The sequence below is a fragment of the Streptomyces sp. S.PB5 genome (assembly GCF_030403745.1).
Classification (GTDB): Bacteria; Actinomycetota; Actinomycetes; order Streptomycetales; family Streptomycetaceae; genus Streptomyces.
In genome coordinates, this window is record NZ_JAQMWP010000033.1 from 1 (window position 1) to 23712 (window position 23712).

A 23712-nucleotide genomic window follows, 5' to 3' on the forward strand; every position below is an offset into this window, starting at 1 on the left:
ATCGCGGAGACCCGGCGTCTGGAGCAGGTCAACGACTCCTTCGACGAGGTCCTCGGCGGCCGGGCCGAAGCCCGGCTCGTCTTCGAGTTCTGAACGTCGTGCCGGTCAGGCCTTCTTGACCACGCTGGACTTGAGCTGCATGGCGCCGAACCCGTCGACCTTGCAGTCGATGTCGTGGCCGTCGACACCGTCCACGAGCCGGATGCCCCGCACCTTGGTGCCGGCCTTGATCCCGGTCGGGCTGCCTTTGACCTTCAGGGTCTTGACCACCGTGACGGTGTCGCCGTCGGAGAGGACGTTTCCGACGGCGTCCCTGATCACCTTCTGCGCTGCGGGGCCTTCGGGCGCGAGGGTGGCGGGGGACCACTCATGCCCGCACTCCGGGCAGACCAGGAGCGCGCCCATCTCGTAGGTGTAGGCGCTGGAACAGGTGGGGCACGGCGGCAGGATCTCGGTCACGGGGCGAGTGTAAGCAGTGGGATGCCGAGTTGCGTAATTTCGCAAATGGTCAGGTGCTGTGCCGGCTGTGCTCGCGGGTAGCCGCGGGCGCAGCCTTTCGCGTCTGCCCCCCCGGGGCGGGGCGGCCATCGAGGCTGAACCGTCGGGCCTGTCGCAGCAGCCGACGGTCCTGTGTCGCTCGGGGATCGTGACGGTGACGCGGGCGAGGGCGACGGTGGTCCACGAACTGGCCGGCGGGGCCACTGCCGACCTGGTGAAGGCGGCGCGCCGGATCCTGACGGAGCCGCCGGCCGGTCTGACCGCCGCCGTCCCTCGCTTCTGTGGCGCGGTCGGCTGGGCGCCGGCTCGCGGCACCGGCCCGGAGCCTCGAGCTCGCCGCGATCCCCGCCGACGGGCCCCTCGTACCGGAGTCCCTGGAAGGGCGGCACGAGGGGCGGACCACCGGCCGGCCTGCGGGAGACACACAGGGCGCGTGACCCGATGACTCTCGTTACCCGTGCGGTTTCTGCCCGGCCGCTGTCGCAGGCGAGGATGGGCGGCATGGTGTTGACGAGTGGGTGGATGCGACGGGGCGAGGCTCGGCGGACGGGGCTGCGCCGGTGTGCGGGGTCGGGGGTGGCACGGTGAGTATGCCGCTGTACCAGCTGAAGGCCGAGTTCTTCAAAACCCTCGGTCATCCCGCGCGTATCCGGGTGTTGGAGCTGTTGAGCGAGCGTGAGCATGCGGTCGCGGAGATGCTGCCCGAGGTGGGTATCGAAGCCGCGCACCTGTCCCAGCAGCTGGCCGTGCTGCGACGCGCGAACCTGGTCGTGACCCGCAAGGAGGGCTCGAACGTGTACTACTCGCTGACCAGCCCGCATGTGGCCGAGCTGTTGCGGGTGGCCCGCACGATCCTGTCCGGAGTCCTGGCCGGACAGGCCGAACTCCTCGCCGGCCTCCAGGCCGCGCAGAGGGAGGGGGACCGGCCCTCGTAGGTCCGCCGGGCGCCTCACCTGCGCGGGACGACGGTCGGCAGACCGGCGTGCCGCCCCTGTGCACCGCTCAGTGCGGCTTCGCCACGGGCACGGGACCGAGCGCCGCCCGCCTCACGCCCGTACCGGTGTAGACGAGGGCGGCGGTCGCCACCGCGGCGAGCAGCAGCAGGCCCACCGCGTAGGAGCCGTACGTGCCGTAGAGCGAGCCCATCACCAGGGGCGGTACGAAGCCGCCCAGTCCGCCCGCGGCGCCGACGACACCCGTGACCGAGCCGGTGCGCTCCGGCGGCGCCAACAGCGCCACGAAGGCGAACGTCGCCCCGCTCGCCGCGCCGAGTGCCGCAGCCATGCCCAGGAACGCGAGCGTGCCCAGCGGCGCGAGAGACGGGGTGGCGGACTGCACCAGGGCGCCCGAGGCAACCGCGGCCAGCGCCCCGGACAGCACCCGCACCGGTCCGACCCGGTCCGACAACCAGCCGCCGACGGGCCGCATCGCCACCGCGAGAAGGACGAACCCCGCCATGCGGTTCGCCGCGTCGGCCTGGGTGAGGCCGTATCCGGTCTTGAGGTAGGTGGGGAGGTAGACCGAGAAGGCGACATAGCCGCCGAAGGCGACCGCGTACAGGGCGGAGGCCTGCCAGGTGATGCCCAGCCGCAAGGTCTGGGCCAGACGTCGCGCCAGCGGCTCCGTGGGGGCCGCGCGTCCAGGGGCGTCCCGCAGCAAGGCCGCCGCCACCAGGGCGTAGACGATCAGGACTCCGGCCGTGACCAGGAACGGGTTGGCGGTGCCGTACGCGTCCACCAGCTTCACCGTGGTCAGCGCGCTGATCGCCGTACCGCCCATGCCCATGCCGAAGACTCCGATGGCCAGCCCGCGCCGCTCGGGCGGGAACCAGGCACTGACGAACGGCACCCCCACGGCGAACGCGGTCCCACCGACCCCGAGGAAGAACCCGCCCACCAGCAGCGCCGGCAGCGAGTCGTGTCCGGCGAGGCCGAGGTAGAGCACGGGGATGACGGTAGCGGCCGTCACCAGCGGGAACATCACACGCCCGCCGTACCGGTCGGTGAGTGCCCCGACCGGGATCCGGCCCAGCGACCCGACCACGACCGGCACGGCCACCAGCAGCGACTGCTGGAACGACGACAGCTCCAGGGTGTCCTTGAAGCGCGGGCCGAGAGGGCTGAGCAGCGCCCACGCCCAGAAGTTGAGGGCGAACCCAAGGGTGGCGAGGACCAGCATCAGCAAGGCGCGCGCCGGCACCTGGGGACTCGGGGGAGTGCTCGGAGGGCTCGACGGCTGCAGCATCACAAGGCCCCTTCCATGGGCGTTCGCGGCCGGTTGTGCGATCAGACTCGTCGCTCACGGCGCATCCGGGACGGGGCCGAAGGGCCTCGCCGAGCCTGCGAGGGGCGGCCGCGCTCCGGGGCCGGACGGGGTGGGACCAGGGCCGTTCGGCCCAAGGAGGCTCGGTGCACAGCCGCTTAGCGTTCTCGCCCATGGGGAACGACAACAACGCGAGTCCGGCGCACGGGACCTGGCCGCTCGCCGCCCGCCGGCTGCTGACCCGCCGTGAGGTGTCGGCCGACGGACGCGCCGTCTTCGGTGTCGACGACGGCAAGTGGGAGGGCTTCTACCGGGACCGGTGGGCGCACGACAAGGTGGTGCGCTCCACGCACGGGGTGAACTGCACCGGTTCCTGCTCGTGGATGGTGTACGTCAAGGACGGCATCATCACCTGGGAGCACCAGGCCACCGACTACCCGTCGATCGGGGCGGACTGCCCCGAGTACGAGCCGCGCGGCTGTCCGCGCGGGGCGTCGTTCTCCTGGTACACCTACTCGCCCAGTCGAGTGCGCTACCCGTATGTGCGTGGCGCGCTGCTGAAGCTGTGGCGCGAGGCGCGCAAGCGGCTCGGTGACCCGGTGGCGGCCTGGGCGGAGATCACCTCCGATCCGGCGAAGGCCCGCGCGTACAAGCGGGCGCGTGGCAAGGGCGGCCTGGTGCGCGCCGACTGGGACGAGGTGGCCGAGTTGGTCGCCGCCGCTCAGGTGCACACCGTCAAGGAGTACGGTCCCGACCGCGTCGCGGGCTTCTCGCCGATCCCGGCGATGTCGATGGCGTCCTTCGCGGCCGGCGCGCGGTTCCACTCCCTCATCGGCGGCACGCTGCTGTCGTTCTACGACTGGTACGCGGACCTGCCGATCGCCTCACCGCAGGTCTTCGGCGACCAGACCGACGTCCCCGAGGCGGCGGACTGGTGGAACGCGGGATACCTGATCATGTGGGGCTCCAACATCCCCGTCACCCGCACCCCGGACGCGCACTTCCTGACCGAGACCCGCTACAACGGCACCAAGGTCGTCGCCGTCAGCCCCGACTACGCGGACAACGTCAAGCACGCCGACGAATGGCTCGCCCCGCACCCCGGCACGGACGGGGCGCTGGCGATGGCCATGGGGCACGTGATCCTGCGTGAGTTCCTCGTCGACCGTGAGGTGCCGTACTTCCAGGACTACCTGCGGAAGTTCACCGACGCGCCGTTCCTGGTGACGCTGCGCGAGCACGACCACGGTCTTGTCCCGGACGGGTTCCTCACCGCGGCCGACCTCGGCCGTGACGAGGAGAACGCCGAGTTCAAGACCGTTCTCCTGGACCGGGCCACCGGCGATCCGGTGGTCCCCGGCGGCTCGCTCGGCTTCCGGTGGGGGGAAGCCGGGCGAGGCCGTTGGAATCTCGATCTGGGCGACGTCGTCCCTGAGCTGAGCCTCATCGACCGCGCCGAGGACTCCGTCGAGATCGCTCTGCCCCGCTTCGACGAGGGCGGCACGGAGGGCGGTTCGGTCATGGTGCGCGGGGTGCCCGCGCGCCGGATCGGTGGACGGCTCGTCACCACGGTGTTCGATCTGATGCTGGCGCAGTACGGGGTGCGGCGCCCCGGTCTGCCGGGCAACTGGCCGGCGTCGTACGAGGACGCGTCGCAGCCGTACACGCCGGCCTGGCAGGAGACCGTCACCTCGGTGCCGGCGGAGCAGGCGGCCCGGATCGCCCGGGAGTTCGCCCGCAACGCGGAACGCACCAACGGCCGGTCCATGATCGCGCTCGGTGCCGGCACCAACCACTGGTTCCACTCCGACACCATCTACCGCGCCTTCCTGGCGCTGGTGACGATGACCGGCTGCCAGGGCGTCAACGGGGGCGGTTGGGCGCACTATGTGGGCCAGGAGAAGATCCGCCCGATCACCGGGCTGCAGCATCTCGCGTTCGCCTTCGACTGGCAGCGGCCCACCCGGCACATGGCGGGCACCTCGTACTGGTACCTCAACACCGACCAGTGGCGCTACGAGGCCTTCGGGCCGGACGAGTTGGCGTCACCGCTGGGACAGGGCCGGTTCGCGGGACGGTCCACCGCCGACTGTCTGGCACAGGCGGTCCGCCTCGGCTGGACGCCCGGGCATCCCGGCTTCAACCGCAACCCGCTCGACCTGACGGACGAGGCGGCCGCCGCGGGCAAGCCGGTGGCCCAGCACATCGTGGACGAACTCAAGGCACGACGGCTGAAGTTCGCCGCCGAGGACCCCGACGACCCGGCCAACTTCCCGCGGGTGCTGACGGTATGGCGGGCCAACCTGCTCGGGTCCTCCGGCAAGGGCAACGAGTACTTCCTGCGCCACCTGCTGGGCACGGACGGGGCGGTCCGCTCCGAACAGACCCCGCCCGAGGGACGGCCGAAGGACGTGGTGTGGCGGGAGGAGGCCCCCGAGGGCAAGCTCGACCTGCTCGTCACGATGGACTTCCGGATGACCTCCACCGGCCTGCTCGCCGACGTGGTCCTGCCGGCCGCGACCTGGTACGAGAAGGACGACCTGTCCAGCACGGACATGCACCCCTTCGTGCACGCCTTCACCCCGGCCATCGCCCCGCCCTGGCAGGCCCGCACCGACTACGACACCTTCCTCGCCATCGCCGACCGGTTCAGCGAGCTCGCCGCCGACCACCTCGGCACCCGCACCGACGTCCTGGCCGTGCCCCTGCTGCACGACACCCCCGACGAACTCGCCCAGCCCGGCGGAGTGGTGCGGGACTGGAGGACGGGGGAGTGCGAGCCGGTGCCCGGGCGGACCATGCCGAAGCTGGTCGTCATCGAACGGGACTACCCGGCCGTGGCGCAGAAGATCCGCGCGGTCGGTCCGCTCCTCGACACCCTCGGCACCACCACCAAGGGCGTCACCGTCCACCCGGACCGCGAGATCGACGAACTGCGCCGACGCAACGGCACCGTACGCGACGGCATCGCCGCCGGCCGCCCCTCGCTGGCCACCGCCACCGACATGTGCGAGGCGATCCTCGCCCTGTCCGGCACCACCAACGGACGTCTGGCCACCGAGGGGTTCCGGGAGCTGGAGCGGCGGACCGGCAGCGAGGGACTCGTCGAACTCGCCGCCGAACGCGCGGCGGAGCGGATCACCTTCGCCGACACCCGCACCCAGCCGCGCGCCGTGCTGACCTCGTACGAGTGGTCGGGCAGCGAGACCGGCGGCCGTCGCTACGCGCCGTTCGTCATCAACACCGAGCACAAGAAGCCCTGGCACACCCTCACCGGCCGCCAGCACTTCTTCGTCCAGCACGACTGGATCGCCGAACTCGGCGAGCAACTGCCCGTCTACCGGCCCCCGTTGAACACCCGGCGTCACTACGGTGACGAGCAGCTGCACGACGAGGGCCGGGCCGAGGTCACCGTGCGCTATCTGACTCCGCACTCCAAGTGGTCCATCCACTCCGAGTACCAGGACAACGCCCACATGCTCGCCCTGTCCCGCGGCGGCCCGGTGATCTGGATGTCCACCGCCGACGCCGAGAGGATCGGCGTGAAGGACAACGAGTGGATCGAGGCGTACAACCGCAACGGCATCGTCGCCGCCCGGGCCGTGGTCACCCACCGCATGCCCGAGGGGACGGTGTACATGTACCACGCCAAGGACCGCACGGTGAACGTCCCGAAGACCGAGGTCGGCGGCCGTCGCGGCGGCATCCACAACTCCCTGACGCGGCTCCTGGTCAAACCCACCCATCTCGCGGGCGGCTACGCGCAGTTCACGTACGCCTTCAACTACTACGGGCCGACCGGCAACCAGCGCGACGAGGTCACCGTGATCCGCCGCCGCAGCCAGGAGGTCGAGTACTGACATGCGAGTGATGGCTCAGATCGCCATGGTGATGAACCTCGACAAGTGCATCGGCTGCCACACCTGCTCCGTCACCTGCAAGCAGACGTGGACCAACCGCACCGGAGTCGAGTACGCCTGGTTCAACAACGTCGAGACCAAGCCCGGCGTCGGCTACCCGCGCCGCTACGAGGACCAGGAACAGTGGAAGGGCGGCTGGATGCTCGACAAGCGCGGCCGGCTGGTGCTGCGCTCCGGCGGCCGGGTCAAACGGCTGCTGTCGCTGTTCTCCAACCCCGACCTGCCCTCCATCGAGGACTACTACGAGCCGGTGACGTACGACTACGACACGCTCGTCAGCGCCCCCGCCGGGCAGGACATCCCCGTCGCCCGCCCCCGCTCGGTCCTGACCGGCCGGCCCACTGCCGTCACCTGGGGCGCCAACTGGGAGGACGGCCTCGGCGGCGCCCCCGAACACGCCGCCGGCGACCCCAACTTGAGCGGGGAATGGGCGCAGAAAGTGAAGTTCGAGTTCGAGCAGACCTTCCTCTTCCATCTGCCGCGGCTGTGCGAGCACTGCCTCAACCCGGCCTGCGTCGCCGCCTGTCCGTCCGGCGCGCTGTACAAACGGGTCGAGGACGGCATCGTCCTCGTCGACCAGGACCGCTGCCGGGGCTGGCGGATGTGCGTGACGGCGTGCCCGTACAAGAAGGTGTACGTCAACCACGCCACCGGCAAGGCGGAGAAGTGCACGTTCTGCTTCCCCCGCATCGAGGCGGGGCAGCCCACGATCTGCTCCGAGACCTGTGTCGGACGGCTGCGCTACCTCGGCCTGCTGCTGTACGACGCCGACCGCGTCGGCGAGGCCGCGGCCACCCCGGACGAGCAGGACCTCCTGGACGCCCAGCGCGGCGTGTTCCTGGACCCGCGCGATCCCGAAGTGCTCGACGCGGCAAGGAAGTCGGGGATCCCGCAGGACTGGCTGGATGCGGCCCGTCGCTCCCCGGTGTACGACCTGGTCGGCCGCTACAAGGTGGCGCTGCCGCTGCACCCGGAGTACCGCACCCTGCCCATGGTCTGGTACGTGCCCCCGCTCTCACCCGTCCTGGACGCCGTCGACACGGCCGGCGGGAACCAGGACGACCCCGATCATGTGTTCGCCGCCGTCACCCGCCTGCGGATCCCGCTGGACTACCTGGCCGAACTGTTCACCGCGGGGGACACGGACGTGGTGGCGGGCGTGCTGATGAAGCTCACCGCACTGCGCTCGTACATGCGCGGGCGCAGCCTCGGTGAGACCGGTGACGAGGCCGTGCTCGCCGCCGTGGGCCTGACCTCGCGCGAGGCGGAGGACCTGCACCGGCTGCTGGCCGTCGCCAAGTACCAGGACCGGTACGTCGTCCCCGCCGCGCACAAGGAGGACGCGGCCGCGCTCAGTGCCGTGGAGGACCGCTGCCCGGTCGGGACCACCGGCCCCGCCGAACCCCGCCGGGTCATGCTCGGCATCCCCACCCTGCGCCGTACGTCCACGGGAGACCGCCCATGAGCCCGCTGCCCGGCACCGTCCCGGCGATCGTCCGCACCCGCATCCGCGCGGCCGCGGCCCGCCGGCGCCCGTCCACGACGCCCGAGGAAGCCGAGCGCCGGGCCCTGCTGCTGCGGCTGCTGTCCCTGCTGCTGCAGTACCCGGACGCGGAACTGACCGACAGCCGACCGCAGTTGGCGGCCGCCGTGGACGTCCTCCCGCCGTCGCCGGCCGCCGCCGAACTGACCGCGTTCATCGACTGGTTCACCGCCCGGGAACCCCAGGCGCTGGAACGGCACTACGTCGAGATGTTCGACCTGCGCCGCAAGAGCAGCCTCTACCTCACCTACTACCTGCACGGCGACACCCGCCGCCGGGGTATGGCCCTCCTCGCGCTCGCCCAGCGCTACCGGGCCGCCGGCTGGGACACCGACGGCGGTGAACTGCCCGACCACCTCCCGGTCGTCCTGGAGTTCGCCGCCCTCGCCGGGCCGGGCCGGGGCGAGGCACCGCTGCGACAGCACCGGCGGGGCCTGGAACTCATCCACCGGGCCCTCACCGACGCCGACTCGCCCTACCGACACGTCCTCGCCGCGCTGCTCACGCTGCTGCCGCCGCCCACCGGGGCCGACCTGCGGGCCGTGGCCGAACTGGCCGCGCAGGGGCCGCCCACCGAGGACGTCGGCCTCGACCCCTACGGCGCGGGGGAGTTCGCGCCGCCGGACGCCTTCGTTCCGCCCGAGCCGGCCCCGCCCACCGTGATGCCGCCCCTGTCGACCCCGGAAGGTCTGCGATGAGCGCCGTCGAACTGGCTCTCTGGGTCGCCCTGCCGTACGTCTGCCTCGCCGTGTTCGCCGTGGGGCACGTCTGGCGCTATCGCCAGGACCAGTTCGGCTGGACCTCGCACACCAGCCAGCTCCTGGAACACCGCCGGCTGCGGTGGGGCAGCCCGCTGTTCCACGCAGGCGCGTTCATGGTGATCGCCGGACACGTGGTGGGCCTGGCCGTCCCGGCGTCCTGGACCGAGGCCGTGGGCATCAGTGAGCACGCCTACCACACGACGGCCGTCTGGGCGGGCTCGGTGGCCGGCGTCGCCATGGCGGCCGGGCTGGGCATGCTGTGCGCCCGACGGCTGCTGACCCGTCGGATCCGGCTGGGCACCGACCGCAGCGACAAACTCCTGTTCCCCCTGCTGTCCGCCACCGTCGTCCTGGGCATCGCCGCCACCGCCGCCCACAACGTCTTCGGCGCGGGGTACGACTACCGCTCCACCGTCTCCGTGTGGTTCCGCGGCCTGCTCACGCTCCAGCCGCAGCCGGAGGCGATCGCCGACGCCCCGCTGCTGTTCCAGCTGCACGCCCTGACGGCCTGTCTCCTCTTCGCCGCCTGGCCGTTCACCCGGCTCGTCCATGTGTGGAGCGCACCGGTGGGATACCTCGCCCGCCCGTACCTCGTCTACCGCCGCCGGGGGAGCCGGATCACAGTTTGAGCGTGAACCAGGTCGTCTTGCCGTCGTCGGTCGGGCGCACACCCCAGCTGTCGGCCAGCGCGCGGACGAGCAGCAGGCCCCGGCCGGACTCCTCGTCCTCGGCCGCGAGGCGGGGTTCGGGAAGGTGCGGGCTGCGGTCGGTGACCTCCACGGTCAGGTCGGTGGCACTGCACCGCAGATGCACGGTGACCGGGCCCTCGGCGTGCTGGACGGCATTGGTCAGGGTCTCCGACAGCAGCAGCAGAGCCTCGTCGGCGGGCGCGGTGCAGTCCCAGTCGATGAGCGCCTTGTGGAGGAAGGCGCGCCCCTCGGGCACGGAGGACGGCACGGCGGGCAGGTCGGCGGCCACGGTCGCGAGGGGAGCCGCCGGGAGCTGGGCGAGGAGCAGGGTGACGTCGTCGTCGTGGCTCTCGGCATCCGGCAGCATGCCGGCCAGTACGTGCTCGGCGGCCGCCTCCAGACTGGGGCTGTCCGTGAAGAACCTGTCGAGCACGGCGGTCAGTTCACCCACCCGCTCCTCGATGTCGCTGCCCGGCGTCTCGATCAGACCGTCGGTGTACAGGACGAGCGTGGCGCCGGGAGGGAGCTCGGTGCTGGACTGCTCGTGCAGGATGCCGCCCACACCCAGCGGTGCGTTCACGGGGGCGGGCAGTCTGTGCATGCCCTCACCGGGAGTGGCGACGAGGACCGGCAGATGCCCCGCGGAGCAGACGGTGACGGTACCGGTGTCCGGGGCGATGACCAGATAGCAGCAGGTGACGAGCTGGTCGGGCACGTCCAGATCCGTGACGCAGGTGTCGAGGGCCTGCATCAGCTGGCGGGGCTGCATACCGGTCTTGGCCAGGGCGTGCGCGGCCGAACGCAACTGGCCCATGACGGCGGCGGCGTCCAGACCCCGGCCCATGACATCACCGATCAGCACACCGACCCGGCCGGCGCCCAGCGGAATGAGGTCGAACCAGTCGCCGCCCACACCGGCGCCCTGGGTGGCGGGCCGGTAGCGGCTGGCGGTGGTGAGCCCGGGGACGGGAGGCGGGGTGCCCATGAGGGAGCGCTGCAGTGTCAGGGCGACGTGGCGCTGCTGCTCGTAGAGCCTCTTGAGCTCCGCCTCCGCGCGCTTGCGGTCGCTGATGTCCCGGACGATGGCGCACGCGCCCACGACGGTGCCGTCGGTGCCCCGGGTGGGCCACAGGGTGACGTCGACGTCGAGCATCTGGCCCGCCTTGGTCAGGCGCAGCGTCTCGAAGTGCTCGACCTTCTCTCCGTCGCGCAGCCGCTCGAGCAGCGCGTCGATCTCCCCACGCCGTTCCGGCGGGGCGAGGTACGACATGTGCCGGCCGATGATCTCGTCCGCCGTGTAGCCGTACAGCGACTGTGCGGCCGCGTTCCAGTAGGTCACATACCCGTCGAGGGTCTTGGCGAGGATCGCGTCCTGGGAGGACTCCACCAGGGCCGCGAGTTCGTTGATGCGGGCCTCGGCGGCCTTGCGGTCGCTGACGTCGCGTACCGCGGCGGACACCAGCAGGCCGTCCGAGGTCTCCATGGGGCTGAGGCTGATCTCCACGGGGAACTCGGTGCCGTCCTTGCGCAGCCCGTGCAGTTCCAGCCCCGCTCCCATCGGCCGCACCTGACGGTTGGCGGCGTAACCGCTGCGGTGCTCGGTGTGGTGGCCGCGGAACCGGTGCGGGATCAGCACCTCCACGGGGCGGCCGAGCAGTTCCCTGCGCGGATAGCCGAAGAGGGCCTCGGTCTGGGCGTTGACGAGCTTGATGGTTCCGGTGTCGTCGACGATGACCATGGCGTCCGGTGCCGCCTCCAGCAGCCCCCGGAACCGCTCCTCGGCGGCCCCCGGCCCGCCCCGGCGCGTTTCCGCACCGCACGTGCAGGGCTCCGGACCCAGCGACGGCACCGACTGCATCGGCTGCGGCGCTGTGAAATCGCGCATGAGCACCTCCTGCTGGACCGGTCACGGCGACACAGGCCATCCCAACGCACCCGAACCGGCCGTGTTTGCATATGTCGCTAACTGGTCGTGCAGTGCCCGAACCTGTCGGTCACCGATGTCCGGCCCGACCGGAACCCCGGTGAGGGCCGGTCGGCCCATGTCCCGGAGCGGTCATCGGCCGACGCTGAAGGTGTCGGGGTTCCGGGCCGAGGGAGGACGCCATGCACGACACCGCGCACCTCGTGAGCGATGTGATGACCCGTACCGTCGTCGCCCTCGGCCGCGGGACGACGTACAAGGACATCGTCAGGGCGATGCACCGGTGGAAGGTCAGCGCCCTGCCGGTCCTGGAGAGCGGCGACCGCGTCGTCGGGGTCGTCTCCGAGGCCGATCTGCTGGCCAAGGAGGAGTACGGCATCACGGACGTGGCCGGTCCCGCCAAGGCCGGCGCGGTGACCGCCGAGCAACTGATGACGGCGCCCGCGATCACCGTCCCCGAGCACGCCTCGATCCGGCAGGCGGCGCGGATCATGGCGCTGCATCAGGTCAAGCGGCTGCCCGTGGTCGACGACCGCGGTGCGCTCAAGGGCATCGTCAGCCGGTCCGACCTGCTCAGGGTCTTCCTGCGGGTCGACGAGGACATCGCCGAGGAGGTCCGCCGCGAGGTCGTCGACGTGCTGTTCCCCGCACCCGCCGAACCGGTCCGGGTGGAGGTGCGCGACGGAGTCGTGCAGCTCACCGGGCGGATCAGGGACACCACGCTCGTGCCCGTCACCGCCCGGCTGGTGCGTGCCGTCGAAGGCGTCGTGGACGTGCGGTGCCTGCTGGCGGGTCCGCCACGCCGCCCCGACCTGGATCCGGACCTGCCGGACGCGGAGAGGGGAAGGGCCCTACCCGCTTCTCGCGGATCCTGATCGCGCGGTGCACGGCTGCCGGCCGCTTCTCCGCGTCCTTCCGGGACCCTTCCCGACACCTCCAGCACAGCACGGCGACAGCCGGTCCACCAGGGCCGAACGGCCCCCGTCCGGATGAGGAGCGAACGGTCATGACCGTCAACGAAACGCAACGCGCACCGTCCCGGCCCGCGCTGCTCACCTTCCTCGGCGGAGTGGGCACGGTCACCGGCAGCAAGTTCCTGGTCGAGAGCGACCACGCCCGTGTGCTCGTCGACTGCGGGCTCTTCCAGGGCCTGGCCGACCTGCGCCGGCGCAACTGGCGCAAACTGCCCTGCGACGGAGGTGACATCGAGGCGGTCGTGGTCACCCACGCCCACCTGGACCACTGCGGCTATCTGCCCCGGCTGGTGCGGCACGGCTTCCGGGGGCGCATCGTGACCACCGAGTTCAGCGCCCGGCTCATGGAGATCGTGCTCAGGGACAGCGCCAAACTGCAGATGGAGGCCGCCCGTCACGCCAACGCGCACGGCTGGTCCAAACACCACCCCGCCCAGCCCCTCTACGACGACTCGGACGTCGACCGCACCCTCAAACTCCTCGACCCCGTACCGACCGGCGCGACGGCCGACATCGCCACCGGAACCACCGTCACGCTGCACTCCGCGGGGCACATCCTCGGCTCGGCCTGGGCCCGGCTCACCCTGGAGGACGGCCACACCCTCGCCGTCAGCGGCGACCTCGGCCGCCCCGGCCACCCCCTGCTGCGTCCGCCGGAGCCGTTCTCCGGGGCGGACGTGCTGCTGATGGAGTCGACCTACGGCAACCGGCGCCACGAGGAGGACGCGGGACGCGCCCACTTCGCGAGCGTGCTGACCCGCACCCTGGCCCGCGGCGGCACCGTCGTCATCCCCGCGTTCGCCCTCGACCGTACCGAGGTCGTCCTGCACGAACTGGCCGAGCTGCGCCGCACGGGACGCCTCCCGGCGGGGGTTCCGGTGTACGTCGACAGCCCGATGGCGCTGGCCGCCCTCGACGTGTACCGGGACGCCGTCCTGACCCGGGCACCCGAACTGCGCGACGAGGTCACGGCAGCCGGCACCGCGGCGCTGAGCCCCGAGCCGTTCCTCGCGGCCCGCTCCGTCCAGGAGTCCATCGACATCGGCGAGGCCGGCGGACCGGCCGTCATCGTCTCGGCGTCCGGCATGGCCACCGGCGGCCGCGTCCTGCACCATCTGCGGCGCCTGCTGCCCGACCCGCGCAACGCCGTGGTCGTGGTGGGCTTCGCGGCCCAGGGCACCCGGGCCCGCGACCTCGTCGACGGTGCCCGGGCGCTGAAGATGTTCGGCGAGTACGTCCCGGTGCGCGCCCAGGTGGCCGACGTACCGCACTTCTCCGCCCACGCGGACGCCGGACAGATCATCGACTGGCTGCGCGGCGCAGCGCCCCCGCACCTGACGTACCTGGTGCACGGCGAACCCGACGCCGCCGCCGCGCTGCGCGACCGCATCGACCACTCCCTGGGCTGGACCGCGATCGTCCCGCGCTCCGGGGAGCATGTCCTGGTGCGCTGACCGGGTCCCGCGCAAGGGCCGTATGCGGCCCCTGTCCGGGCCGGTCGGCTCATGCGCCGCCCCCTGCACCGGAGTTGACTGGTCGTGAGGGGAAATACCCCGGCCCGAAGGGGGCGAGGACAGTGGGCACGAGCCTGACACCGGAGTTCTGGGAGCGATTCACGATCCTGCTCGTCGTGGCCGTGGCGGTGACCGTCGTCCTCACCGCGGCGCTCGACGCGCTCGCCGAACGGCTGCCGCACCACCCTGGTCCCGGCCGCCGGCCGCGGACCGGTGGACGTCCGTCGACAGCCGAGGGCCGGGTGTCCCGCACCAGGGCCGAACCGCCCCTGCTGCTGCACGGCCCGGACGTGCGACGGTGACCTGAGCCCCCTGCCGTGCGCGGCGCGGCAACCCGACGGAAGGCGGTGGGGACGATGGAACTGCCCCTGGTCGTGGGCGTCGACGGATCGGAGCCGAGCCTCGTGGCGGTCGACTGGGCGGTGGACGAGGCCGCCCGGCGCGGCCTGCCGCTGCGGCTGGTCTTCGCCACCCTGTGGGAACGGTACGAGGGCCCCGCGCTGCCGGGCGTCCTGGAGCGCCCCTCCGGGCGGGTGCTCGCGGAGAACATCCTCGGAGCCGCGGTGGAACGCGCCCGGCGCCGCAACCCGGAGGTGAAGGCGTCCGGTGAGGCGGTGGGCGAGGAAGCGGTGGAGGCGCTGCTGGGCGAGGGCCGCAACGCCTCGGCGCTGGTGACCGGATCCCGGGGCCGCGGCGAGGTGGCCGGTCTGCTGCTCGGCTCGGTGAGCCTGGCCGTGGCGGCCCGGGCGCACTGTCCGGTGATCGTGGTCCGGGGGGACAAGGCCGGCCTTGCCGGCTCGCACGAACGGATCGTGCTGGGCGCGGGCGACCACGCCGCCGGCGGCGAGGCGATGCGGTTCGCCTTCCGTGCGGCCGAGGACCGCGGGTGCGCCCTGGACGTCGTACGCACCTGGCGCTGCCCGGCACACGAGAGCGCCGATCATCCCCTGCTCGCGGGAGACCCGGCGCATCAGCACGAGGCGGAGGCGTCCGCCGCGCTGGACGCCCTGCTCGGCGACGCTGTGGACCAGCACCCGGACGTCCGGGTCCACCGTGTCACGGCCGAAGGACCGGCCCGCAAGGTGCTCCTGAAGCGCTCCGCCGCGGCCGACCTCGTGATCATCGGAGCCCGACGCCGGCACGGCCACTACGGACTCCAACTGGGGCCCGTGGGACACACCTTGCTGCATCACGCGCAGTGCCCGGTGGCGGTCGTCCCCGAACGAGGCTGACGAGCGCCGGTGAGTCCGGCGAGGCGCTTCGCCGGGCCCATCGGCGGCCCCAGGAGGACCTGAGGGCCCTCCTGCCCCGGGCGTCCGGAGACGAGAGTGGGAGCACTTCACCAAGGAGGCCCCCCATGTCCCGTCCCGTCACCGTCGGTCTCGACGGTTCGCCCGAGAGCATCGCCGCCGCACACTGGGCCGCCCGGGAGGCGTCGCTGCTGGCGGCTCCGCTGCATCTGGTGCACGCCGGGGACCAACCCCCGCACGCCTATGTGCCGTTCGCCGGGGAGGCCGTGCCGCCGCCCGGCGCGGACCGGTCCGCCCATCTGCTGCGCGAAGTGGAGACCGCCCTCGGCCGGGACCACCCCCGGCTGCGCATCACCTCGCAACGGCTCGCCGGACGGCCCGCCACGGCGCTGGTCGCGGCCGCCCGGGAGTCGGAGCTGCTGGTGCTCGGCTCGCGCGGGCTGGGCCGCGCCGCCGGATACCTGCTCGGCTCCGTGGCCTCCGCGGTGGTGGCGCGCACCCCCCGCCCGGTGGTCCTCGTCCGCGCCGGAACCGAAACCGCCGACGGCCACCGGCCCGACAGTCCCGGCACCCCCTTCGGAGCCGCGGCCCTCAGGGACGTCGTCCTCGGCCTCGAACTGCACGACCTGCCCGCCCACACCCTGCTGGCGTTCGCCTTCGAGGCCGCCGCACGCCACTCGGTCCCCCTGCGGGTGGTGCACGGCTGGAAGCCCGAGCCGCGTGCCGGGGCCGGCGGCGAACCGGAGGTGCGGACCGAGGAGACGGTGGCCGCGATGCTGCGCCCGTGGCGGGACAAGTTCCCCGGCGTCGAAGTGACGGACGAAGCGGCGATCGGCTCGGCGGGCGCACACCTGGTGGACTCCTCCCGCGACGCCTCACTGGTCGTCGTCGGCCGCAGGAACCGGCCGGGCCCGCTCGGACCCCACATCGGCCCCGTGACACAGCAGGTGCTCCAGGGTTCCGAAGCACCGGTGGTGGTCGTGCCCCTCTCCTGAGGCCGGGTCGCCGTCGCCAGGCCACCGTGCGGGTCTCCTGCCGCACACGGTGCAACCTTCTCCGCATGACCGGTACCGTGGCACTGGGTGTGACGGTACGGCGGGTACGGGTCTGGTGGACCTGGAGGAAGACGGTGGCAAGCTCGCAGGAGTCCCACGGGACCCGGGTGCAGTTGCCGCAGCTGCGGCTCGACGAGCTGCTGGCGGAGCTGCAGGCCCGTCTGGACGCGGCGCGCGGCACCCGCGACCGGGTGCACAGCCTCCTGGAAGCGGTGCTCTCGGTAGGCCGGGAGCTGGATCTGGAACAGGCGCTGCGCAGCATCGTGGAGGCGGCCGCCGCTCTCGTCGACGCCGAGTACGCCGCCTTGGGCGTCATCGGACCCGACGGCAGGCGGCTGTCGGAGTTCCTCACCGTCGGCATCAGCGAGGAGCAGATCGCGCGGATCGGCCACTATCCCGAGGGCCACGGCATCCTGGGCGAGCTGATCCGCCGCCCCGAACCGCTGCGGCTGAGGAAGATCTCCCAGCACTCCGCCTCGTACGGCTTCCCGGCCCACCACCCGCCGATGCACACCTTCCTCGGTGTCCCCATCCGGGTGCGCGACCAGGTCTTCGGGAATCTGTACCTCACCGAGAAACGCGGGGGGCTCCAGTTCGACGAGGAGGACGAGGCGGTCCTGTCGACGCTGGCCGTGGCGGCCGGCGTCGCGATCGACAACGCGCGCCTGTACGAGGAGTCCCGGCTGCGGGAACGCTGGTTGCAGGCGAACGCGGAGATCACCCACCGCCTGATGTCCGGCAGCGGTCAGCCCGACGTGCTCCGGCTGATCGCGGACCGGGCCGCGGAGATCACCGGCGCGGTCCTGGCCATGGTGGCGCTGCCGATGGAGGACACCGACTCGCTGACCGTGGAACTCGCCGTGGGTCCGGACGCGGAGGCGTACCAGGGCCTGGTCCTGCCGGTGACCGGCAGTCTGGTCGGCGAGGCGTTCTCCTCCGCCTCACCGGTCACCAGCCTGGACGCCTCCCACGACGAACGGGTCGCGGCGAGCCCCCGGCGACCGGCGGGTCTGGGGGCCGCGGTCGCCGTCCCGATCGGGACGGGGGAAGGTATCCGCGGCGTCGTCCTGTTGGTGCGCCGGGAGGGCTCCACCGTCTTCTCGGACAAGGACATCGCACCTCTGCGGGGCTTTGCGGCCCAGGCCGCGGTCGCGATGGAACTCGCCGAGCGCCGTCTGGACGCCGAGCAGATCGCCATGCTTCAGGACCGCGACCGGATCGCCCGGGACCTGCATGATCTGGCCATCCAGAGGCTGTTCGCCACCGGCATGACATTGCAGAGCGTGGGCCGTCTGATCGAGCATCGAGAGGCGGCCGAGCGCGTGGTGCGGGCGGTGGACGACCTGGACGAGACGATCAAGATCATCAGGTCGACCATCTTCGGCCTGCGCTCACGTGAGGACGGGCGCGGCTCCGGGCTGCGGTCCCGCGTCGTGCGGGTGGCAGGCGAGTCGGCCCCGGTGCTGGGCTTCGCCCCCAGCGTCCGGATGGAGGGCCTGGTCGACACCGACGTCCCGCGGGAGATCGCCGACGACGTGGTGGCCGTCCTGTCCGAGGCACTGTCCAACGTCGCTCGGCACGCCCGGGCCACCCGTGCCGACGTCGCGCTGGAGGCCGACGGTCGCGAGGTCCGGCTGACCGTGTCCGACGACGGCGTCGGCATCACGTCCGACGGGCGCCGCAGCGGTCTGCTGAACATGGCAGAACGGGCCGAAGAGCTGGGCGGGGCAGTGGAGGTGACGTCGCCTCCCGGTGGCGGTACCACGCTGGCGTGGCGGGTGCCGACGGGGGAACGGTGAGAGCGCGCCTGGGCTGACGCTCGTACTTTCGCTTTCCGTCGCCGCGCGCGAGGCGAGGAGCAGTTCGTCGCCGTTGCGCAGCCGGAGATCCGGTACCTGGGCGTTGCCTGGCGGGGCTGTGCGCTGATCGAAGGGGGACTCCCGCCCCGCGCGGCCGCCGCCTTCTCGGCGGCCGCGTCCAGACCGGTGGTGTCGCCGCGCATCCGCCGGCCCTCCGTCCCGGATGCGGTGACCTCGGCCCGTACACGGCTCAGTAGGGCATCGGGCGTCCCGACGGAGTCCGCAGGTCGGGAGGCGCGGGCCGGCGGGAGTCCTGGGGACGCCTGGGCATCTGGATCCTCTTCATGATCACCACACCTCCTGGGCCTCCGGGCCGCGCTTTCCGCGAGCCGCGGGGCGCTGTGTGCACAACAGCCTCGTCCGTCCGTCCACGCCCTGCCATGGGGCGACCGGCTCTGACGGCAGGGCCTGATCGGCCCTCCCGCAGGGCGCGCCGTGCCCTGCGGACCCGGGCCATCCGCCGTGGCCCCGGGAACGCCGCGGATCCGCCCGGCCCGGTCCGGGGGCCGTTCGGCCCAGCGCCCCCATCCCCCATCACGGCCTGGGCGCATGGTCGAGACAGACAACGCAGGGCAGGAGCCGCCATGCCCCGGGAGACGATCCACAAGGACGCCCCACCGGTCCCGCCCGACTTGGACGACTACGCCAAGGCCTGCGAGGAGTTCTCCTGGTCCGGCGCGCGCACCAGGCTCCACGGTCTGCCCGGCGGCCGGGGGCTGAACATCGCCCATGAGCCCGTCGACCGGCACGCGGCATCCGACCACGGCTCGGCGGTCGCCCTGCGTTGCGTGGGCCGCGACGACCGGGTGACCACCGTGACGTACGCCGAACTGGCCCACTCCACAGCCCGGTTCGCGAACGTGCTGCGCACGCTCGGCATCGGCCGGGGCGACCGGGTCGTGACCCTGGGTCACGGACGGTCGGGACGGGTTCCCGGAGCTGGGGGCATCACCGAGATCGTTCCGGACGCCGACTTCACCCGGGTCCGGCCCGACGACAAGTTCCGCGACATGCTGGAACTTCCTCGTGGCACGGACCGGGTGACGGCCACGGTCACCGCTCGGCGGGGCCCGTCAACTGGACGATGTCGTCCGAAGCTACGTCGTGGAGCCGGATGGCGAGGTCCTCCAACGCGCGGCTGGCGGCGAGTTCGTCGCCGATCTCCGGGACGGAGCGGTCGATCGGGTTGCGGCGGGCCAGGCCCCGGCCGGTGACCGTCGACGTCTCCCGGGTGGTCAGGACGGCACGCGCGCGGGTGTCGTCACCTTCCTCGGTGATGTAGATCTGTACGGTCCACTGCTTGGCTTCCATCGTGATCACTCCCGGACGGAGGGTACGAGGGCTGTTCGTCCGCACTCCTCAGCCTGCGCCTGAGCCGGTGCACGGCCGGCATCGATCCCGACCGTTCGTCCTCGGCGTCCTCGACGAGCCCGCGGCGCAGACTTCCGGCCCCGTCGTGGGCGCGCCCGGGCACGCTGCTGTCGCCGGCATGCTGCCCGGTGGCGCGCCTCGCCGTCTCATCCGTGACCGGCTGGGGAGGGCCCGTGGGGGTTTTCGGTCCCGTGCTCGATGTGGCGGACATGCGCGTCGGGGCCGGGGAACACGAGGGTGACACCGTCCGTGTCCGACCAGCGCACGTCGTAGGGCGGCGTTCCGTCTTCGTGGTGCAGTCCGACGATCTCGCCGTCGCGCCTGGTGGTGCCGGTGGTCGGGCTTTCCACGATGAGCCGGTCGCCTAGTCGAGCTCGCATGATCGTCACTCTCCCTTCCGAGGAGTGCTGCTGCACCCAGCGTGACACGCGCGGTCTGAAGCGGCGCAGGTTCGAGCAGCCCCGGCACGGGGGCCGAACAGCCCGGTTCTCCGGGCCCAGTGGCCCCGAACAGGTCCGGACGGCTCACCCGTGGGCGACCGGCTCCTGACACGCTGGACATGTGACCGCCATCGGATGTCCCCGGTGGCCAGGCCGCCATGAGCCACCGGACGGCCGCGGACCCGATGCGGCAGGGGAAGCGCGACGTGCACTGCTCCGACTGCGCGACGGAGAGCACGGTGACGCCCGCGGTCGCGGTGTGCGACCGCTGCGGGTGCGGGGTGTGCGGGCGGCACGCCCACGTCCTGGGACGTCCGGTCGACGGACCGGTCGGTGCGGGGTGCCCCGAGTGCAGGCTCACGCAGCGTGTGACGTGCGGGGTGTGCCATGCGGCGGAGGCGTTCGAGCATGTGCGGTGCGCCGGCTGAGGGGCAGAGGCGCCCGTCCGCTGCGGTGCCGGGCACGCGCGGTGCGTTCGTGTGGTCCGCGTCGTCCGCCTCGTCCGCCTCGTCCGCGTCGTCGTGCGGAGGAGGGCCCTCTGGCCTGGCATCCGGGCCGTCCGGCCTCCGGGCGCGGCACGGGACGAGCACGAGGATGGGCTTGGGACCACGTCCTGCTGTTCACCGAGGCGGCGGGGTGCCCACGGCGGCGATTCCCTGTGCGGACGCCGTGGTGGAACCCTGCCGGGGAGGTCGCGACGGAGTCGGTGCCGTCGCGGCCGAGGCCGAGCCGTGAGCGGGAGCACAGTCGGCCGGGTGTCCGTGTGATCCGAGACTCGCACGGACACTTCCCGCTCCGTCGAGTACGCAGGACACGCGTCACCATGGCCGTGGTCTTCGGCGGCCGCCGCCGCATCGCCGGTGCCGACGGCGGCCGCCTGCGCGACGAGCCGCGGCTCCCCTCCGCCGGCCCTCGCGCGGGTCGTCCCCGGGCCGGGGTGTGCGGGAGAGCACCCCATTCAGTGTGCCGCGGGGACGAAGGCGTCCGGACGGCCGGAGCGGGGCGTGGACCCTGCGGTTGCGGCCGTCCGTTCTTCAGTAATTCTCTTGCCGAACCCGCGAACCGGCATGGGCCATCGGTCCTCGACCGGTGGCCCCATGGACCCGGACGCCCGGCACCGCCGAGCGGGACAGGACGTCGTCGACGGCCCGCCTGGGCGTGGCACGGGCCCCGCCGCCTGCGTGCCCCAGCCGGAGGATCACCTGCGGCCAGCCTGCGGTGACGGTGCTCCGGCGGACCTCCTGCCGCAGTTCGGGCAGTTCGAGGGGCTGGGTGTGGAAGGCCACGCGGACCCGGTGGGCGGCGGCGTACAGCAGGACGAACTGGAGACCCTGCCCGGCCCGCAGCCAGTCGGCGGGCCGGTCGTGACAGGTGTCCAACAGCGTGACCAGTCCCAGGGTCGGGCGTACGCAGCGGGCCGGGATCCCGTCGGCGTAGCCCATACGTGCGTGGCCCGCGTAGTCGCGTCCGGCGAAAGCCGTGGTGTCGGGGATACGCGGGTAGGCGTGGCCCGGGATGCCGTCGAACCGGCCGCTGCGGCTCGGCGGCGTCCAGTTCGCGAGCTCCGAGGAGAAGGCAGGGTGAGCGCGCCGGGCGGTCTCCGCCGCGCGGATGAGCACCGAGAGCTCCCGCAGGGTCCTGGAGTCGCTCACCGTGTGCAGCTCGGCGCCCTCTTGCGGGGCCAGGTGGCGCAGTTCGCGGACGAAGCCCAGCGAGAGCGGGTCCGGCTGGAACGGGCCGCGGTGGGTGTGCCGGTGCGCGCGGCAGGCGAAGAGGCTCTCCTCGGCGGCGCTGGGCGGGACGTAGGGCCCCCAGCGGACGGTTGCCAGATGCCAGGGGCGGGCGGCGTCGGGGAAGACCTGTACCCGGGGCAGGAAGCCCAGGTGCCGCACCGCCAGACGCAGGTTGAACAGGGCGGCGCCGCAGCTGATGACCATCTCGCGGCCGTCCGGATCCGCGACGGCGAGGCGCCGTGCCGGATCGGCGTGCAACTGCAGCTCGTCGCCGCTGCCGACGAAACGCCAGGGCTGGGTGTTGTAGGGGGAGGGAGCGGTGATGGCCGCGCGGACGAGGTAGCGGACCGCGTGATCGGCGGACACAGGGAAGGGAGACATGGCCGGCACCCCCGCTTCTGTTCTCGAGCCGTCTTCGTCTCTTCATGAGAGAACGTCATGAGGCGTCGGCGGTAGGGCCGTTGGGGACAGCCCCGCAGGGCGAAAGGCGGATGTCGATCTCGGGCGGTGTGCGCAGCGAGTTGTGGATCGTGCAGTGCGAGGCGACGGCGAGCAGCGCGGCATGGCGCTGTGCGGACAGCGCGGGCGGCGGGATGATCACCAGGCGTACGGTGGCCACCCGGGCGGGGCGTTCCGAGGCCATGGTGAACTCCGTACGGACCCGCAGGCCACGGCGCGGCAGTCCGTGGCGGCGGAGATGGCGGCCCGCGTAGAAGGCGACGCAGGTGGCCAGCGAGGCGGCGAACAACTCGACCGGCGTCGGCGCGGTGTCCGTCCCGCCCGCGTCCAGGGGCTGGTCGACCAGGATCCGGTGTCCCCTGATGTCCACCTCGTACGCGTCACCGTTGATGTGGGCGACGTCCAACCGGTGCGGTTCGGGCTCCGTCGGCCTTCCCGCAGTGACCGTCTGTGCCGTTGTATCCGTCATGGCCGGCTCCCTCCGAGACCTGCTGCTCTCTCCAGTGGAGCGCGGGCGGCGCGGCGGATGAAGGGCCCACGGGGCCGTGCGCAGGTCCGAACGGCCTCCGTTCGGACCATGGCAGACGGGTCGGGCGTATACCCCTATGGGTAACTCGTGCCGGCACCGCCACGATCGAGACGGTATCGATCACCGTCTCCGCGGGGTGCCTGGAAGGGATCCACTCGGCCCTGCGGCCACGCTCGCGCCGGTCAACTGCTCCCGCTCGCCGTCGGGTGGGGTCCGCGATCGCGTGAACACCACCCCGGCACGCGCCGGGCCCGGTGCCGGCCACGGCCCCGTCGGCCCCGGCGCGCGGGCGGACCGCCGGTGGCCCGAGCCAGCAGCGCGATCACCTCCGCGTCGGCGACCTGCGCGAAGTCGTCGTACCAGGAGCCGACCGAACCGAGCCGGTGCACGGGCTGCGGACAGACCACCTGATCGGCCACCGCGCGGAGACGATCGATGGTCTGCGTCGGCCCGACCGGGACGGCGAGGACGATCCTGGCCGCCCCCAGCCCGCGCACCACCCGGCACGCGGCCTCGGCGGTGGCACCGGTCGCGAGCCCGTCGTCCACGACCACCACCGTGCGTCCGACGACCGGCAGTCGATCACGGCCCTGGCGGTAGCGGCGTACGCGCCGGTCCAGCTCGGCCCGTTCGTTCTCCACCACGCGCTCTCGGCGGTCAGGGTCCAGCGGAAGCTCCTCGAGCACGGCGTCGTTGAGGACGAGCATGCCGTTCTCGCCCACCGCACCGAAGGCAAGCTCCGGCTGCCAGGGCACCCCGAGCTTGCGCACCACCAGCACGTCCAGGGGCACGCCGAGCGCGACGGCGACCTCGTGGGCCACGGGCACCCCGCCCCGCGGCAGTCCCAGCACCACCACGTCCTGGCCGCGCAGCTGCTCCAGGCTCCGGGCGAGCCGGCGCCCCGCCTCCGGACGGTCCGTGTAGCGCATCG

18 protein-coding genes and 3 pseudogenes are annotated in these 23712 nt (G+C 72.5%); 13 read left to right on the forward strand and 8 right to left on the reverse strand.

Annotated features, from left to right (window positions below; all coding sequences use genetic code 11):
- Positions 1–105: 105 nt before the first annotated feature.
- Positions 106–459, reverse strand: a complete 354-nt coding sequence (locus PH203_RS46320; RefSeq protein WP_289928655.1) for a zinc ribbon domain-containing protein YjdM — start codon at positions 457–459, stop codon at positions 106–108.
- 121 nt (positions 460–580) lie between these two features.
- On the opposite strand from PH203_RS46320, the pseudogene PH203_RS46325 reads away from it, so the two are divergent.
- A pseudogene (locus tag PH203_RS46325) lies at positions 581–754 on the forward strand (transcriptional regulator); the annotation flags it as partial.
- A gap of 328 nt (positions 755–1082) precedes the next feature.
- Positions 1083–1433 carry a metalloregulator ArsR/SmtB family transcription factor gene (locus PH203_RS46330; RefSeq protein WP_289928656.1) on the forward strand — a complete coding sequence of 117 codons (351 nt, stop codon included), beginning with the start codon at positions 1083–1085 and terminating at the stop codon, positions 1431–1433.
- A 67-nt stretch (positions 1434–1500) separates the two neighbouring features.
- Here PH203_RS46330 and PH203_RS46335 read toward each other — a convergent pair whose 3' ends face one another.
- The gene (locus PH203_RS46335; protein ID WP_289928754.1) at positions 1501–2676 is read right to left on the reverse strand and encodes an MFS transporter; all 1176 of its coding nucleotides are present in this window, start codon (positions 2674–2676) and stop codon (positions 1501–1503) included.
- Positions 2677–2933: 257 nt separating this feature from the next.
- On the opposite strand from PH203_RS46335, the gene PH203_RS46340 reads away from it, so the two are divergent.
- From PH203_RS46340 to narI, 4 genes are read left to right on the forward strand one after another with little or no spacing between them, the layout of a single operon-like run.
- Positions 2934–6620 carry a nitrate reductase subunit alpha gene (locus PH203_RS46340; RefSeq protein ID WP_289928657.1) on the forward strand — a complete coding sequence of 1229 codons (3687 nt, stop codon included), beginning with the start codon at positions 2934–2936 and terminating at the stop codon, positions 6618–6620.
- 1 nt (position 6621) lies between these two features.
- Positions 6622–8145, forward strand: coding sequence for a nitrate reductase subunit beta (gene narH, locus PH203_RS46345; protein WP_289928659.1), 1524 nt, complete (start codon positions 6622–6624; stop codon positions 8143–8145).
- Positions 8142–8921 carry a nitrate reductase molybdenum cofactor assembly chaperone gene (narJ, locus tag PH203_RS46350; protein WP_289928661.1) on the forward strand — a complete coding sequence of 260 codons (780 nt, stop codon included), beginning with the start codon at positions 8142–8144 and terminating at the stop codon, positions 8919–8921. The genes narH and narJ overlap by 4 nt, the downstream gene beginning before the upstream one ends.
- Positions 8918–9613, forward strand: coding sequence for a respiratory nitrate reductase subunit gamma (gene narI / locus PH203_RS46355; protein WP_289928663.1), 696 nt, complete (start codon positions 8918–8920; stop codon positions 9611–9613). The genes narJ and narI overlap by 4 nt, the downstream gene beginning before the upstream one ends.
- Here narI and PH203_RS46360 read toward each other — a convergent pair.
- Complete coding sequence (locus tag PH203_RS46360; RefSeq protein ID WP_289928664.1) at positions 9603–11558, reverse strand: PAS domain S-box protein; 1956 nt, start codon at positions 11556–11558, stop codon at positions 9603–9605. The two genes, narI and PH203_RS46360, sit on opposite strands and share 11 nt — an antisense overlap.
- Positions 11559–11779: 221 nt before the next feature.
- On the opposite strand from PH203_RS46360, the gene PH203_RS46365 reads away from it, so the two are divergent.
- The 7 genes and pseudogenes from PH203_RS46365 to PH203_RS49875 all read left to right on the forward strand — a co-directional run.
- On the forward strand, positions 11780–12472 hold the full coding sequence (locus tag PH203_RS46365) for a CBS domain-containing protein (protein ID WP_289928666.1): 693 nt from the start codon (positions 11780–11782) through the stop codon (positions 12470–12472).
- Between the two features lie 131 nt (positions 12473–12603).
- On the forward strand, positions 12604–14025 hold the full coding sequence (locus PH203_RS46370) for an MBL fold metallo-hydrolase (protein ID WP_289928667.1): 1422 nt from the start codon (positions 12604–12606) through the stop codon (positions 14023–14025).
- Between the two features lie 122 nt (positions 14026–14147).
- Positions 14148–14387: a hypothetical protein gene (locus tag PH203_RS46375; protein WP_289928668.1), complete on the forward strand. Its 240-nt coding sequence runs from the start codon at positions 14148–14150 to the stop codon at positions 14385–14387.
- A 54-nt stretch (positions 14388–14441) separates the two neighbouring features.
- Positions 14442–15317 carry a universal stress protein gene (locus PH203_RS46380; protein ID WP_289928671.1) on the forward strand — a complete coding sequence of 292 codons (876 nt, stop codon included), beginning with the start codon at positions 14442–14444 and terminating at the stop codon, positions 15315–15317.
- 125 nt (positions 15318–15442) lie between these two features.
- Entirely contained in the window at positions 15443–16330 is an 888-nt protein-coding gene (locus PH203_RS46385; RefSeq protein ID WP_289928673.1) for a universal stress protein, read from the forward strand.
- A gap of 65 nt (positions 16331–16395) precedes the next feature.
- The gene (locus PH203_RS46390; protein WP_289928675.1) at positions 16396–18189 is read left to right on the forward strand and encodes a GAF domain-containing sensor histidine kinase; all 1794 of its coding nucleotides are present in this window, start codon (positions 16396–16398) and stop codon (positions 18187–18189) included.
- A gap of 644 nt (positions 18190–18833) precedes the next feature.
- Positions 18834–19100: pseudogene (locus PH203_RS49875) on the forward strand (acetate--CoA ligase); the annotation flags it as partial.
- Between the two features lie 202 nt (positions 19101–19302).
- Here PH203_RS49875 and PH203_RS46400 read toward each other — a convergent pair.
- From PH203_RS46400 to PH203_RS46420, 5 genes and pseudogenes are all read right to left on the reverse strand, one after another.
- Complete coding sequence (locus tag PH203_RS46400) at positions 19303–19569, reverse strand: DUF1876 domain-containing protein (RefSeq protein ID WP_289928679.1); 267 nt, start codon at positions 19567–19569, stop codon at positions 19303–19305.
- A gap of 245 nt (positions 19570–19814) precedes the next feature.
- Positions 19815–20000: pseudogene (locus PH203_RS46405) on the reverse strand (DUF1918 domain-containing protein); the annotation flags it as partial.
- Between the two features lie 1094 nt (positions 20001–21094).
- Positions 21095–22174, reverse strand: coding sequence for a hypothetical protein (locus tag PH203_RS46410; RefSeq protein ID WP_289928684.1), 1080 nt, complete (start codon positions 22172–22174; stop codon positions 21095–21097).
- 55 nt (positions 22175–22229) lie between these two features.
- Positions 22230–22721, reverse strand: coding sequence for an OsmC family protein (locus tag PH203_RS46415; RefSeq protein ID WP_289928685.1), 492 nt, complete (start codon positions 22719–22721; stop codon positions 22230–22232).
- 242 nt (positions 22722–22963) lie between these two features.
- On the reverse strand, positions 22964–23710 hold the full coding sequence (locus PH203_RS46420) for a phosphoribosyltransferase family protein (protein WP_289928687.1): 747 nt from the start codon (positions 23708–23710) through the stop codon (positions 22964–22966).
- Between the last annotated feature and the right edge of the window lie 2 nt (positions 23711–23712).